The sequence below is a fragment of the Terrisphaera buseokensis genome (assembly GCF_047521145.2).
Taxonomy (GTDB): domain Bacteria; phylum Verrucomicrobiota; class Verrucomicrobiia; order Opitutales; family Opitutaceae; genus ER46.
In genome coordinates, this window is sequence record NZ_CM134186.1 from 5,032,996 (window position 1) to 5,048,319 (window position 15,324).

Annotated in this window: 10 protein-coding genes; 4 read left to right on the forward strand and 6 right to left on the reverse strand. The window is 64.6% G+C overall.

Going from position 1 to position 15,324, the window contains the following annotated elements; genetic code table 11:
• Window positions 1-3: 3 nt before the first annotated feature.
• From ACLJEU_RS18895 to rnhC, 3 genes are all read right to left on the reverse strand, one after another.
• Complete coding sequence (locus tag ACLJEU_RS18895; protein WP_414659951.1) at window positions 4-1,185, reverse strand: two-component system sensor histidine kinase NtrB; 1,182 nt, start codon at window positions 1,183-1,185, stop codon at window positions 4-6.
• A 97-nt stretch (window positions 1,186-1,282) separates the two neighbouring features.
• Window positions 1,283-2,041, reverse strand: coding sequence for a ribonuclease HII (locus tag ACLJEU_RS18900; RefSeq protein WP_414659950.1), 759 nt, complete (start codon window positions 2,039-2,041; stop codon window positions 1,283-1,285).
• A 154-nt stretch (window positions 2,042-2,195) separates the two neighbouring features.
• Complete coding sequence (rnhC, locus tag ACLJEU_RS18905) at window positions 2,196-3,203, reverse strand: ribonuclease HIII (protein WP_414659949.1); 1,008 nt, start codon at window positions 3,201-3,203, stop codon at window positions 2,196-2,198.
• A 161-nt stretch (window positions 3,204-3,364) separates the two neighbouring features.
• On the opposite strand from rnhC, the gene ACLJEU_RS18910 reads away from it, so the two are divergent.
• Window positions 3,365-4,417, forward strand: coding sequence for an A/G-specific adenine glycosylase (locus ACLJEU_RS18910; protein ID WP_414659948.1), 1,053 nt, complete (start codon window positions 3,365-3,367; stop codon window positions 4,415-4,417).
• A 51-nt stretch (window positions 4,418-4,468) separates the two neighbouring features.
• On the opposite strand, the gene ACLJEU_RS18915 is transcribed toward ACLJEU_RS18910, so the two are convergent.
• From ACLJEU_RS18915 to rpsU, 3 genes are all read right to left on the reverse strand, one after another.
• Window positions 4,469-7,666 carry a TonB-dependent receptor gene (locus ACLJEU_RS18915; RefSeq protein WP_414659947.1) on the reverse strand — a complete coding sequence of 1,066 codons (3,198 nt, stop codon included), beginning with the start codon at window positions 7,664-7,666 and terminating at the stop codon, window positions 4,469-4,471.
• A gap of 243 nt (window positions 7,667-7,909) precedes the next feature.
• Window positions 7,910-8,854 (reverse strand): sugar phosphate isomerase/epimerase family protein, encoded by a 945-nt coding sequence (locus tag ACLJEU_RS18920; RefSeq protein WP_414659946.1) that lies wholly within the window; start codon window positions 8,852-8,854, stop codon window positions 7,910-7,912.
• A gap of 134 nt (window positions 8,855-8,988) precedes the next feature.
• The gene (rpsU, locus tag ACLJEU_RS18925) at window positions 8,989-9,186 is read right to left on the reverse strand and encodes a 30S ribosomal protein S21 (RefSeq protein ID WP_414659945.1); all 198 of its coding nucleotides are present in this window, start codon (window positions 9,184-9,186) and stop codon (window positions 8,989-8,991) included.
• 212 nt (window positions 9,187-9,398) lie between these two features.
• Here rpsU and dnaE point away from each other — a divergent pair, with 212 nt between their 5' ends.
• The 3 genes from dnaE to ACLJEU_RS18940 all read left to right on the forward strand — a co-directional run bounded on the left by dnaE (window position 9,399) and on the right by ACLJEU_RS18940 (window position 15,295).
• The gene (dnaE, locus tag ACLJEU_RS18930; protein WP_457795274.1) at window positions 9,399-13,172 is read left to right on the forward strand and encodes a DNA polymerase III subunit alpha; all 3,774 of its coding nucleotides are present in this window, start codon (window positions 9,399-9,401) and stop codon (window positions 13,170-13,172) included.
• A gap of 171 nt (window positions 13,173-13,343) precedes the next feature.
• Window positions 13,344-14,468, forward strand: a complete 1,125-nt coding sequence (locus ACLJEU_RS18935) for an RsmB/NOP family class I SAM-dependent RNA methyltransferase (RefSeq protein WP_414659943.1) — start codon at window positions 13,344-13,346, stop codon at window positions 14,466-14,468.
• Between the two features lie 59 nt (window positions 14,469-14,527).
• Entirely contained in the window at window positions 14,528-15,295 is a 768-nt protein-coding gene (locus tag ACLJEU_RS18940) for a class I SAM-dependent methyltransferase (RefSeq protein WP_414659942.1), read from the forward strand.
• Window positions 15,296-15,324 lie beyond the last annotated feature (29 nt).

Below are 15,324 nucleotides of genomic sequence, written 5' to 3' on the forward strand. Positions count from 1 at the left end.
GGATCAGCTCTGCAGCATCCGAACGCGGCGTTCCTTGCGGGGAAACTGCAGCGTCACGATCGTCCCGAGGTTCTCCTTGCTATCGAGGCCAATTTGGCCGCCGTGCTCCCGCATGATGCGCTGCGCGATCATCAGGCCGAGCCCGTGGCCGCCCGACTTGGTCGTGTGGTACGGCTGAAACAGCCGGCCGAGATCCTCCTGCTTAATTCCGCTGCCGCTATCGGCGAACAACAGGAACACCGACTCATCGTCGGCCCGTGAGCGGATCTTCAACTTCCCGCCGGGCCGCATGGCGTCCATCGCGTTCTTCGTGATGTTGAAAAACACCTGCTTGATCTGATTCCGGTCCGCCAGCACGCGGGGCAGCTCCGGCGTGTCGGCCTCGACCGCAATGCCCCGATCCGCCAGCTCGCGATGCTGGAAACGCAGCACTTCGGCGAGCACTTCGTTCAAATCCGTTTCCGCCAGATCCGGCGGGCGCGGCCGGATGGCCTCCAGGAAGTTGCTGATGATGCCGTCGAGCCGCGTCACCTCGTCGCGGCAGATGCGCACAGACTCGGTCAGCGATTCCGTTTCCTTCGCTGCCTTCAACTTCCTGAGCTTTCGCTCCATCAGCTGCAGGTGAATCGTCAGCGAGTTGAGCGGATTGCCCAGTTCGTGGGCGACGCCCGCGGCGAGCAGCAGGATGGACGAGGTGCGCTCGCTCTCGATCCGCGCCTCGGTCGATTGTTTCTCCTTCGTGACGTCCGAGAGGATCACCGCGTAGCGCCGCGCCGGCGTGCCGCCGGAGGCGCGAAACGGCACCATGTAGAGCCGCACCATGCGTGGCTCGGGATACGTCAGCTCAAACTCCCTGGCCACCACCGGCGCGGCTCGTCCGCCGAGTTCGTTGTCGAGCGCCGCTCCGAGCGAGTTGCGCAGCCCGGGCACCAGCCGCCAGAGCACCTGACCGGCGAGTTCGTCCCCGCCCCCGAGTCCAATCAAGCGTTCCGCGGCCGCGTTCGCATAGTCGATCGCACCGTCGTCGCGCACCACCAGAATGCCCTCCTGGAGCGTGTTGAAAATTTCCTCGAAGACGCCGCGCTCGCGGGCGAGGCGTTGCACCAGATTGGAGAGATTGACGGAATCGAGCGTGTCGAGCCTTCCCAGCACTCGATCCAGCGAAGAGTGTTTTTTAACGGGCATGGGTTGGGTGGATCTCAGATTTCAAAGCTCAACTTTCAGAGTTCAGGGTTCGGCCTTCAAATCTCAGATTTCAAATTTCAGATCTCAGATCACCCACCTACTCGGCCAGAAAGTCCATCTGGGCGGGATCAACCCGGGTCGCGAGCAGCTTCCGCAGGAACGCCTCGCGGTGCTCCGCGCACCGGCCGATGCGCAGCACCGCGTCGCGGTGCTCCTCGGTGCCGTAGCCCTTGTGCTGCGCAAAGCCGTAGCCGGGAAACTTTGCATCGAGCGCCACCATCATCCGATCGCGGGTCACCTTGGCGACAATCGACGCCATCGCGATGCACAACGACCGCGCGTCCCCCTTCACGAACGCGGAGTGCGGGTACGGAAAGCCCCGCAGCGGGAGTCCGTCGATCAGCACGCGCGCCGAAACCGCGGGCTGAAACGTCGTGCGCTCCTCGCTACTCGAAAACAGATCCGGCTCCTCCCGTCTGCGCTCGAATGCCTCCGGCGGATACATCCCGCCCAGCGCCCGCCGCATCGCCAGTTTTGTCGCGCCCAGAATATTAAACTGCGCGATCTCGTCCACGCTCGCCAGGCCATAGTGCGCGTGAATCCGGCCCTCGCCCGACAATGTCTCGAACTCGCTCCACAACTCCTCGCGCTGCTCCGCCGAGAGCAGCTTGGAATCGTTGATCCGGTTGCTCTTGGTCACCGCCCAGCGGCTCTCGAGAAACTCCCGCGACACCACGACGGCGGCCGCGACGACCGGGCCTGCGAAAGCCCCGCGGCCGACTTCATCGACGCCGATCAGGTGGTTGACTCCGGTGATTTGCTTGAGATCAAAGCCGCGCAGCTGGCGGCGTTTCATCCGGCGATGTGAAAGAATCGAAACCGCAGGCGCAAGCCACAGCCGAGCAGCCAACGGGCGGAAAACCAAATCACCGCCGTCCGCCGCGATCCCGCGCGGCCCTCCGATCCGCCATCCGACGTCCGCAGTCCGAAATCCCCGATCCGCAATCCACCTACCATTCCATCTTCTCGCGCGGCTCCGGCAGCGGCAGTTCCTCCAGTTTTCCCGCCGCCGCGACGACTTCGTAGGCCGTGCGAAAATGCAGCTTCGCAAACTCCCCGAGGCTGCGCGCGCCGAACTTCGCGATGATGCGCGCGCCCTGTTCCTTCACCAGCGGACCGGCGCCCTTCTGGAGTTTTTCGCCGAGCTTTTTCGAAAGCAGGTGCATCTGGCGCACAAATTCCGCGCGCGCGACGACCGACGCCGCCGCGACCACAGGGTCTTCCTCGGCCTTCGTGCGCATGCGCAGATCAAAGTCCTTCACTCCCTTCTTCGCGAGTTCGCGCTGCGTCAGGGGCTGCTCGGTGAATTGATCCAGCAAACCCCACGGCACGCGTTTCTCGGCGAGTGCCTGGTCGAGCGCGGTCGCGTGCTGCCAAGCCAGCAGCCGGTTGAGATTCGCGCCGGGCCGCGCCATGAGCTCATTGTATTTCGGCATCCCGCAGAAACAGGTGCGCACCGCGACGCCCTTCGTCTCCCGGATGATGTGGTCGAGCTTCATGATCTGCGTCTCGGCGATCTTCTTCGAATCCTTCACGCCGGCCTTGATCCACGACTCGATCGCCGGCCGGTCCGCGATCACCGTCGCGGCAATCACCGGCCCGAAGAAGTCGCCCTTGCCGCTCTCGTCCAGCCCCGCGTGCGACTCGAACCAGTCGGGATGCAACACCTCATCGTAACCGAGTTTCGGGGCGCCCGTGACTTCGGGCTCCACCACGTCGCGCACGAAATCCTCCGTGCCCTTGCCCGCGATCACGACCTTGCCGCTGGTGTAGGCCGACAGGTTGATCTTCAGGTGCTCGGCCTTGAACGCGAAACGCGTGTACGCGACCTCGAACGGCGTCCAGCCACGCGCCAAGCAAATCGCCCGCAGCTTCTCCATCTGCGCGTCATCGAGCTTCACCGTGTACGAGGCGAGCTTCTTGGGCGCTTCCGGTTCGTCGTTGAACTGTTTGGGCATCGCCGAGAACAGCCGCAAAAACCCGCGGAAAGCGCAAAGGAGAAAAGAACCCGACGTCCGGCCGGAATCCAAACGATCCCAAACCGGGTTTGCCCACGGAATACACGGAAGGCGGGTTTTCTTCCGTGTGTTCCGTGTGTTCCGTGGGCAATGGTTCAGGGATGCCACGCTCTCATGCCGAGGCGCTCGTCGCCGCGAAGTCCGTATTCCAATCCGCCCTGCTCGGCTGGTACCGGATTCACGCGCGCCAGCTCCCGTGGCGCGAGGCGCCGTCACTCTACAAGACCGTCGTCAGCGAATTCATGCTGCAGCAAACGCAGGTGAAAACCGTACTTCCGTACTTCGCGCGCTGGCTCGACGCCCTGCCTGACTTCGCCGCTCTCGCCGCCGCGCCCGAAGCCCGCGTCCTGAAACTCTGGGAAGGCCTCGGTTACTATTCCCGCGCGCGCAATCTCCACCGCCTCGCCCAGGCGCTGGCCGCGCGCGCCACCCCGCCCCGCACGCCCGCCGAATGGCAGGAACTGCCCGGCGTCGGTCCCTACACCGCCGCCGCGATCACCAGCATTTCGTTCGACGCCCAGGCGGCCTGCGTCGATGGCAACGTCGTGCGGATCCTCGCGCGCCTGACGGCGGACGCGACCGAGTACCGCGATTCAGCCTCCGCATCAAAAGTCTTTGCGCCCCTCGCCCAGGCCCTCCTGCCGCCCGCCGCGCCCGGCGATCACAATCAGGCCATGATGGAACTCGGCGCAACGGTATGCTTCCGGCAAAAGCCGCTCTGTCTCACCTGCCCGGTGCGAAAGCTCTGCGCGGGCGCTCGCCAGGGTGAGCCCGAGTCCTTTCCGCGGCTCGCGCCGAAGCAGATGGAACAACGCACCGTCGTGCGCGTGTGGTGTGAGCGCAACGGCGCCCTGTTGCTGCACCGCGCCCCGCCCGGCGCCAAACGCCTCGCCAACCAGCACGAACTGCCGACCGCGGAACATGCCGGATTGACCGAGGCCGTCGCCATCCAGGGCGAACTCATCGCCCGGAAAAAGCGCGGGATCACCCGGTATCAGATTACCGAATGCATCCATCGCGCTCCGCCGCAGGTGGCGCGCGCCGCGACGCGCCCCGATCTTGTCTGGGTGCCGCTCGATCAGTTGGACGCGCTCACCCTTTCCGGCCCGCACCGCCGCTGGGTGGCCGAGATTCTCGCCCGGCGCACCCCGTGAATCTGCGGCGCATCGTCCTCCCACCCTCCACGGAGGCCGGCGCGAATCGGATTAGAACGATCCCTTGATGCCCGCGGTCCAGAGCCCGGCGTAGTCGTCGCGCTGGCGGAATTTCGCGAATGCCGGCGTGTTCGGGCCGTAAATCTTCGTGTCCTCCGTGGCCGCGCCGATGTTCCGAAACGCGAAGAAGAGACCGAGATTTCGCTTCAGATAATACTCGCCGGTCACGTCGATGTAGAGCCGCTTCGGCCGGTAGTTGTACGTGCCAGGCTCGATGCTGGCACCGGTCACGAGCGCGCGACGCTGGATGCCGCGATAGTTCTCGTTGATGCGAATATTGAACTTCTGGCGCGTGAGACTTATGCCCCAGTTGGCCGTGAACGGATTCATGTCCTGAAGATTGTCCGTGCCCTTCGCGCGCTGGGAACTGATGTTCGCGAAGATCTGCACGCCGCGCGCCCACTGTGGCAGAAACGTGAGCGCCTGCTTGTAGTCGATCTCGAAGCCGTGCTGCCGGATCACGTCGGGTGAGTTGAACTGCGTGACCGTGAGGATTGAGCCGTACTCCTCGGCATCGAGTCCGTAGGTCTCCAGGAAATCGGAACTGACCACGCTGGTCACGTTCAGGAAGAAGTTTTGGTAGTCGCGGATGAAGGCGCCGAACGACAGGCTGCCGACGGTGCCGAAATAATACTCGAGTCGCGCCATGTAAGTCTCCGCCTGCCACGCCTTGATCGAGGCGTTGTTCACCGTGATGCGAGCGTTGGGGTTGAGATTCTCGAGGTCGGGCAGCGTGACGCCGCCGGAATATTGGTTGAAGTCCGGGCGGCCGACCGACTGCGAATACGCAACGCGGCCAATCAGGCCGTCGGTGAAGTTATAGCTCGCATTCACACTCGGGAAGAAACGCAGGTACTCCTTCTTGGCGCGGGCGCCGCGATCGAGCAGCGTGAGCTGGGAGTACGGAAGACCGGCGTTCGTCGGCACCTTGAGCAGCAGCGCCCCGGTCGGCCCGCGCAGCGCGTTGCCGCTGGCGTCGCGCTGGTAGTTCAACGTCGGATCATTGCGCGGTCCGACGGCGTCGATGTTGGTCTGCTCGGCGCGGACGCCGCCGACGATGCGCAGGCGGTTGTTGAGCAGCGAGACGTCACCGCGAGCGAAGAGCGACGAGATGATTTCCTCGGCGCGCTTCGAATTATTGACGAGGGCGATGTAGTCGTTGTTCGCGTTCCGCGTCCAATGCGTGGGATTGGCGACGTAGTCGGCCCAGAGCTTGCCGTTGTCGACCTGCTGCTGCTTCGGCAGGCCGAAGTCGGGCATGCGCTCCGAATACGCGACGTCCAGGAATCGAGTCGGGTTGTCATCATTGATCAAGCCGGCCTGCGTCGTGGGGGTCGTGCTGGCGCGGCCGTCAGCGCCCACATAGGTGTAGGTCTCGAGACCGCCGGCGGGGCCGCGCAGATCACGCACCTTGGTGCGAATGTCGCTGCCGAGTTTCAAGGTCACTGGAATGTCGCGCACCGTGAAGTCGCGGCGGACGTTGTAGTAGGCCTGGCGCGTGGTGTCGTAGGTGCGCTGCCGGTTGCTGTTGGCCGAGACGAGCGAGTAGTTCTCGAGTCGCGTGGGATCGACCGGCCGACCGAGGTGGTCGAGCACGGTGATCTTGCCGGGGCGCAGGTAGAAGATGTCGTCGAAGAGGATTTGGACGTTGTTGCGCTGAACGGTCATCCCGTTGAAGGCGCCCTTGTCGATGTCCTGATAGTGGATGCGCGAGTTGCCGTAGGCGATGCCGGCATCCGACTTCCAGATCGGGCCGTCGTGGATCCAACGCAGCGACGGCGTGATCGTGCGGCCCGGGCGGATACGACCGCCGTTGGACAGCGTGTACTGGCCGGCATTGATGGCGGTGCCGGTGGTGGGAAACGTGCTCACCATGCCCCAGGTGTGGTCGGGCGTCCAGTTGCCCGGCGCGACGCGGTTGATCGTGAACGTCTGCGTGCGGGTCGCGAAGTGTTCGCGCAGCATGCCGTAGGAGAAACCGAACGAGAAGCGATCGGTGCGCGTGGGCTTCCAGTCGACCGTGGTCGCGAATGACTCGCGCGACGTGTTCTTGCCGCTGTCGCGCCACGAGAAAATCGCGAGATACGGATTGTCGGGCGTGGTGGCCGGCCGTCCCGTGAGCGCCGTCGCCGTGGCATTCGACGCCGTGCCGGCACCGATCCACTGCATGGCGGTGTTGGCCTGCGGGGTGTACTGCAGCGAGTAGCCACCCGAAATCGTGAAGCCGAAGGTCTTCGTCACCGGCACCACCGCCGACACATCCCAGCCGGGATGAATCTTGTAGGTCTCCTGCCCCCAGCCCGGTCCGGGTGACTTCCGACCGAAGGAACGCTCCGCGTCCTTCATCAGCCACGCGAAGCTGTAGTTATATGAGGGCTTGCTGCGCTCAAACGCGCTGCGTGGCACGAAATTCACCGCGCCCGCCAGCGCCGAGCCCGGCGTGTCCGGCGTGGGCGAGCGGTTGATTTCGATGCGTGAGATGTTGTTGATCGAAACTTGATCAAGTTCGACGGCCCGACGCGTGCCCGCGCCCGCGGCGCTCGCCATGTCGAAGCCGCCCATGGAAATCGGCACGTTGTCCGCCGGCACGCCGTTGATCGAAAAGCGCCGGGCGTCGCCGCCGGTGTAGTCGCTCGTGATGCCCGGCAGGAACTTCATGAACTCTCCGATGCTGCCGTCGGCGATCGTGCCGAATTCGTCGGCCGAGACCACATTCACGATGTTCTTCGCGAAGCGCTGCTCGTTGATCGCCAGCGCGGCACCGTCCATCTCCTTCGACGTGGTGATCACGAACTTTTCGAGCGTGACGACCTCCTTGCCGGGATCCGCGGCCTTGGTGGCGGCGGCCAAGGACACATCCCGCTGGGCGATCTGCCCGGCGGTCACGACTACCGTCTCCGAGTGAACGCCGAGACCGGTGTAGAAAACGGACACTTTCGCCGTGCCCGCCGGCACATTCACCAGGCGGTAAACGCCGGTGTCATCGGTCAGCGCGGTAATCGTCGTGCCCTCGACCGTGACGCGCGCGTTCGGGAGAAACTCCCCGCGGCGCGGATCGAACACGCGGCCTTCAATGGAACCGGTGGCGGCGGATTGGGCCCTGGTGAGCGAGGACAGTGTCAGCAGCGTCGTGGCGAGGAGGCACGCACCGAAAAGGAAACGTACAGTGCGGGGCAGCGGGGTGGTCATGCAGGGTGTTTTCGGATCCAGCGGGCCACCCGAGGAGGCAGGCGCGGCGGACGACGAGCTAGGGGTTGGAGGCGGCATTTTCCGCACGGGTCAAGGCGCGGAGAAAAGCGGACGAACGAGCGAGGAAACGCGCGCCGCTCCCGGCCAACAAGCGAAATAGTGATGCGGCCGGCCCGCGCCGTCGCTCAGCAGCGATCATTCTCAACCACAGTAGGCCGCATCGCCGGCAACGCCGCGTCGCGACTACTTCGCGGCCAACGCTTCGATCCGCTGCTTTGATTGCACGACGTCTTCCGTCCTCACCCGCGGGCTCAACTCGAGCGTGAGCAGGTGCTCCGGCCGCCAGAATGCACTGACCATGGCGAAATCGATCTGCCCGCCGCCGATCGGCTGATGGTCGTGGCCCTGCGCGTCGACGTCGTGAAGGTGAAACCCAATCGTCCGCGGCGCGAGCGCTTGCAGGTGCGACCGGTGCTCGAGCAGCCCCATCGCAGCCTTGATGTCGGCGTGACCGGTGTCGTGCCAGTAACCCACCGGGGCGGCCGCCGGAAACTCCGCCAGAAACTCGGCGTAATCCGCATCGAGCGGCAACTCCTCGAATTTCTCGCGGTTCTCGAACCCGAGCTTCACGCCCCTCTGGCGCGCATAGTCGATCACCTCGGCGATGCTGGCCTTCACCTGCGCCCAGAACGGCGGCATCCGCCGGCGCAGGCTCGCGAGGCTCTTGCGCAGGAGAGCGGCGTAGGCCTTGTCCTCCGGCCGACGCCCGGCGTCGGGGTGTTCCTCCAGATAGCGACGGAGCTTCCGGCCGGGGTGAAACCAGAAGAAGGTCACGCTGCCCAGGTGGCACACTAGGACCTGCGCGCCGACCTGGGCGGCAAAGTCGATCGAACGCCGCGTGTGCCGGAGCCACTGGTCGTGCTCCCGGACCTCCCGCGCCGACGGCTCGAAGAGATTCGGCGCCGCCTGCATCACCCCCGTGGGCAAAGGACAGAAATTATGGGTCGAGCTGATCCTGACGAGGCCTTCCTCCACCGCCCGAAGGATGCCCGGCACCAGCGTGATGCGAATCCCGTGGCTCAATTCCACGTGGTCGAAGCCGAGTCCCGCCATCTCCTTGATCATCGCATAGCCGTCCTGGTGCCGGTGCGAACACCAGCTGGTCGAAAGGGCGAGGATGGGTTTCACGGCGGGGACAGGCTCGGACATGGTCACTGCACGGACCGCGCCAAAGGCCGGCAGCTCCGCGACCAACAAAAAAACCGCGCCCCCACAAACGTGGAGGCGCGGCGTAAATTCAGTTCAACATCCGTCAGCGAACCTTATTCGGCGTAACGGCGGCGCAGCATCTGGGTGAAGGCCTGGACCTTCTCCTTCCGACGGCGCTTCTCGCAGGGCTTCTCAAAGTAACGCTTCGCGCGGGTGCCCTTGATGATGTTCTCGCGATCGAGCTTCTTCTTCATGCGACGCAGCGCACGGTCGATGGGCTCGTTCTTGCGGATTTTGATTTCGATGGACATGAGGACTGTCGTAGACGGACGAGTGGTGAAAGGAAAAGCCGAGAAATAGGCCACCCTGCCGCGGCGGCGTCAACGGGATTTTTGCATGGATTCCGCACTCAGGCGCCGCGGCATCTCAGATCTCAAATTTCAAATCTCAAATCGCGGCGGCCAAGCCGCCGCCAGCGGGTTGGCCTTGCGCACCACCGCCGAGCGGCTTGTTTGAAATCCGCGTGCCGACCGTCGACAAAAATTTCGTCCACCTTCACGTCCATACCGACTACAGTCTCCTCGACGGCTGCTGTCGGATCGACCGTCTGATGGACCGGGCCACCGAGCTCGGCATGAGTGCGATGGCGCTGACCGACCACGGCAACCTCTACGGTGCGATTGAGTTCTACACGCAGGCCAAAGCCAAGGGCATCAAACCCCTCATCGGTTGCGAACTCTACCTCGTCGAAACCTCCCGGCTGGAAAAGAACGGCCGCGTTGCCGACGAGGGTAAGACCATTTTCCATCTCGGCCTGCTGGCGAAGAACCTCACCGGATACCAAAACCTCCTCAAGCTGGTCTCCGACGCCCACCTGCGCGGCTTCTATTACAAGCCCCGGACTGACTTCGAGACCCTGTCGAAGTATGCGGGCGGACTGATCGGTTTCACCGGCTGCCTGGCCTCGCTCGTCCCGCAGCACCTGCTGCACGACCGCTACGAGGAAGCCCGCCAGGCCTGCGGCCGCTTCGTGGAAATCTTCGGTCGCGAGAACTATTTCGTCGAGATCCAGGACCACGGCATCCCCGAGCAGATCAAAATCATCCCGGGCCTCCTCAAAATCGCCGAGGAATTCAACCTCAAGGTGATCTGCACCAATGACGTTCACTACGTCCGCAACACCGACGCCGGCCCGCACGATGCCATGCTCTGCATTCAGACGGGCGCGAAGATTGAAGAGGAGAAGCGGATGCGGTTCACCGGCCAGGAATTTTACCTGAAGTCGCGCGATGAGATGGCGAAGCTCTTCGCCGAAGTGCCGGAGTCCGTGACGAACACCCAGCTCGTCGCCGAAATGTGCGAGCTGGCGATCCCGTTTCCCAAGGGCAGCGAGCGTTACCCGAAGTACCCGCTCCCGCCCGAAGTCACCACCGACCGCGCCGGCTACCTGCACGAGCTGTGCGTCGTCGGCCTGAAGCGGCGCTACGGCTTCGACTACGCACCGATCATCGCCCACCCCGTCGTCGCCGAACGCCTCGCCAAGCTCACCAACCTGCCCGCCGGCCAGAAGCCCCAGGCACCCGACTACAGCGGTCTCACGCTTGAGGAAGAGCTCGCCGTCCGCATGGGCTTCGAGCTCTCGATCATCACCGTCACCGGCTTCGTCGACTACTTTCTCGTCGTCTGGGATTTCATCAACTGGGCCAAGGAACACGGCGTGCCTGTCGGCCCCGGCCGCGGCTCCGGCGCCGGCTGCCTCGTCGCCTACCTGCTCGGCATCACGAATCTCGACCCGATCCGCTTCAAGCTGCTCTTCGAGCGCTTCCTCAATCCCGAGCGCGTCTCGCCCCCTGACTTCGACATCGACTTCTGCATGCGCCGCCGCGGCGAGGTCATCGACTACGTGCGGAAAAAATACGGCGACCAGTGCGTCGCCAACATCATCACCTACGGCACGCTCGGCGCCAAGATGGTGATCCGCGACGTCTCGCGCGTCCATAACCTCGCCTTCGCCGACGCCGATCGCCTCGCGAAGATGATCCCCGACGAGCTCAACATCACGCTCGAGGACTCGCTGACGAAGTCACAGGAGTTGCGCGACGAGGTCGCCCGCAATCCGATCGCGAAACGCATCTTCGATCAGGCGCGCGTGCTCGAAGGCATGGTCCGCAACACCGGCAAGCACGCCGCCGGCATCATCATCACCGACAAGCCGCTCGACGAATTCGTCCCCCTCACCTCGCAGGAAGGCGACGTCACCGTGCAGTTCGACATGAACGCCGTCGGCAAGCTCGGCCTGCTGAAGATGGACTTCCTCGGGTTGAAGACGCTCACGGTCATCTCCGACGCGGTGGACAACATCCGTCGCACCGCGACGCCGGACTTCGACATCGAGAAGATCCCCTTCGACGATCCGAAGACGTATTCACTCCTCAATGCCGGCAAGACCATCGGCGTCTTCCAGCTCGAGTCCGGCGGCATGCAGAACGCGTCGAAGCTCGTCGGCATCTCGAACATCGACGACATCAACGCCGTCGGCGCGCTCTACCGGCCGGGCCCAATGCAGTTCATCCCCGACTACGCGCGCGGCAAAAAGGATCCCTCGACCGTCGAGTACCCGCACCCGCTGCTCGAGCCGATCCTCAAGGAGACCTACGGCATCATCGTCTACCAGGAGCAGGTCATGGAGTGCGCGAAAATCGTCGCCGGCTACACGCTCGGCGGCGCCGACATGCTGCGTCGCGCGATGGGCAAGAAGGACGCCGAGGCCATGGCGAAGGAGCGCATCAAGTTCGTCGAGGGCGCAAAACGCGTGAACAACATCGACGAGAAGAAGGCCAACGAGATCTTCGACCTGCTCAACAAATTCGCGAGCTACGGCTTCAACAAGTCGCACTCCGCCGCGTACGCGGTGATCAGCTATCAGACCGGGTATCTGAAAGCCAACTACCCGGTGCAGTTCATGGCCGCGGTGCTCACCGCCGAGCTCGGCAACGCGGAAAAGGTGTCGCACTTCGTCGCCGAGGCCGAGGCCATGGGCCTCAAGGTCCTCGGCCCCGACGTGAACGAATCGCGCGAGATGTTCACGCCCGTTTTCCGCGGCGCAGCCGCGCCGCGAGTTGAAAGTCCGGAGTTGAGAGCTGAGAGTAAATCCACGGCCAACGGACGGCCTCTCTCCACCCTCAACCCTCAACTCTCAACTGGCGGCGAAGCCGCCTTCGCCTCCGCCAACGCCGCCATCCGCTTCGGTCTCGCCGGCGTCAAGGGCGTGGGCGAACTCGCCGCGCAGCAGATCATCGCCGAACGCGAGAAGAACGGCCCGTACGTCGACTTCGCCGATTTCGCGAAACGCATCGACGGGCGCGCCATCAACAAGCGCGTGCTCGAGCACCTGGTAAAGACCGGGGCGTTCGACTACAGCGGTGCGTCGCGCAAGCAGCTCTTCGACGGCATCGACGCCGCGCTGGCCGGCGCGATCTCCGCCGCCCGCGACAAGGCCGCCGGCCAGCACAGTTTCCTCGACATGCTCGCCGCGCCCGAGCCTGCGGCTCGGAATCTCAAATCTCAGATCCCAGATCTCAAATCCTCCGCAGGAGCGGAGGACTTCCCGCCCGCCGAGCGCCTCGCGTTCGAGAAGGAGCTGCTCGGCTTCTACGTGACCGGGCATCCGATGAACAACTACAACGGGCTCGCCGAGGCCATCGACACGTATCCCGTCGATCAACTGCTGCTGCAGGGCGATCGCGTCGAGTTCCGCCTCTGCGGTATCGCCAGCAATCTCGCCAAGCGCCTGTCGAAAAAAGACAACCGCCCGTGGGTCTCGTTCACCCTCGCCACCAAGCGCGCCTCGCTCGGACTGAACATGTTTGCCGACGGCTTCGCCGCCTACGGCCAGAACCTCGCCGAAAACGCGCTCGTGCTCGTGCAGGGCAACATCCTCGTGAACCAGGAGGGCGCGCGCATCAACGTGAAGGAGTGTTACCCCCTCGACGCCCAGGTCGCAGGGCTGGTGAAGAAGGTCACCTGGCTGCTCCACCCCGCGCACCGCGAAGTCCCGGCCTTCCTGCGCCAGCTGCGGGAAACGCTGAACAAACAGGTCGGCGACACGCGCGTTGAGTTCGCCTTTCTGTTCGAGGGTCGCGTCGCGCCGATCGCCGAAGCCAGCACCGCGCTCACGTGGAAACTCAACGCCCCCAGCTTCCAACTGCTCCGGTCGCATCCCGCCGTCGCCGGCGTGCTGGTCGAAACGCGTCACCTGGAATTGAAGGAAGACCGCCGCTGGAAGAAGAAGGCGTAGCGCGGGTTGAGCGCGCCCCCAGGGCTGTAGCTACGAGCGCCAGCGAGTGGTCGTTCCGCCACGTGCCGATCTCAGATCTCAAATCTCAGATTCTGAGATCAGCAGCCCGCCCCCCGCCCGTTTGTCTATAATTTCGCTTTTGCCCCCGTTCCTCTCTTTCGTCAGCCGAACATGCCCGACCAAGCCACGCTCAACCACGCCGCCCAGGTGCTCGCCCAGATCTCGTCCGACCAGCGGGCGGACACCGCGCTCCGTTTCTATTTCGAGCACCATCGCTACCTCCAGCCGCCGGCGCGGCGGGCCATCAGCCACACGGTCTTCGCCTACTTCCGCTGGCTCTCCTGGCTGGATCCGAAGCTCTCGCCGCAGAAGCGGCTCGAGCAGGCGTTCTCGATGCATGAGCGCAATCTCGCCGACGAAAAGTCCGTCAAGGCCGAGACGCTCGCCGTGCGTGCCGTGCCCGCGTGGATTGCGACCGAAATGGACCTGCCCGCAGATTACCTGCGGCAAATTCAACGCGAGCCGGCCCTCTGGCTGCGCGCGCGCCCGGGCCGCGGCGCGGACCTCGCCAAGTCGCTCTTCGCGGCCGAGGCGACGGATCACGCCCCCGACGCCCTACGCTTCACCGGCACGCAGGACCTTTTCAAGACCGAGCAGTTCAAGACCGGCGAGTTTGAGATCCAGGATCTGGCCTCGCAGCTCGTGAGCCACGCCGCCGCGCCGAAACCGGGCGAAACCTGGTGGGACGCCTGCGCCGGCGAAGGCGGCAAGACTCTGCATCTCGCCGACCTGATGGGCAACAAGGGCACCGTCTGGGCCAGCGACCGTCATACCCGCCGGCTGGATACGCTGAAACGCCGCGCCGCGCGCGCGAAGATCTTCAACTACCGCGTCGCCGCCTGGGAGACGCCGGAAAAGCTGCCCACGAAGACCAAGTTCGACGGCATTCTCGTCGACGCCCCGTGCAGTGGCGTCGGCACCTGGCAGCGCAACCCCCACGCGCGCTGGACCACGACGCCCGCCGACGTCGCCGAACTCGCCGGCGTGCAGCTCGCGCTGCTCAACCAGGTCGTCGGCTCGCTCAAACCAGGCGGCCGTATCATCTACGCCGTCTGCACCCTGACGCGGAGCGAAACCAATGCGGTCGCCGACGCCTTCAGCGCGGCGCACCCGGAACTCGTGCCGCTCGATCTCACGGCGTCCCGGCTCCAGCCCGCCACCCCCCGCCTCACGCTCTGGCCGCACGCGCTCAACGCCAACGGCATGTTCATCGCCGGCTGGAAACGCACGAAGTAAAATCAAGCCAGGCCGCGAGCCGCGCGCCCGCGGCTCCGAGCCGCTCCCCGTTCTTCGCGGTGAAAAAGATTTCAGCCGAACAAGTCCGCGCCGACTTCAACGATCTGCTCTCGGTCGTGCACTACACGCGCGCTGCCCACGAACTCGGGCTGTGGGCGTCCGAGCGCGCCCTGATCGAGCGATTCTTTCCCGACCGCACCGCAGCGCTGATCGAGGCCGGTTGCGGCGCCGGGCGTGTGACGCTCGGCCTATGGCAACTCGGCTACCGCCAGCTCACCGCCTTCGACTTCGCCGCCGAGCTCGTTGACCAGGCCCGCAGCCTGGCGATCGAACGCCAGGCCGACGGCATCTCCTTCCTCCACGCCGACGCCACCACCCTCGCATCTTGTCATCCAATAAATGACAAACCGTTCGACGGCGCTTTGTTCATGTTCAACGGCCTGATGCAGATCCCCGGCCGCGCGAATCGGCGCGCGGCGCTGCAGCAGTTGCACGCGGTTTGCGCGCCGGGCGCACCGTTGCTTTTCACCACCCACGATCGCGATTCGTCGCCAACCGAGCGCGCGCTCTGGCGGTTGGAAACGCTCCGCTGGACCCGCGGCGATCAGGACCCGCGGCTGGTCGAGTTCGGCGACCGGTACTTCGAGGATGAGTCGGGCCGCACGTTCATGCACCTGCCTGATCGGCGCGAGATCCTCGAGGATCTCGCCGCGACCGGATGGCGTCACACGTTCGATGCGATGCGCAGCACCATCGCGAAGGAGACCCGCGCCGTCCGCGATTTTTCGGACGAGTGCCGGTTCTGGTCCGCGCAGCGCGGCGCGTAATCTTACCGCACGATCAGGTGTGGCTACGA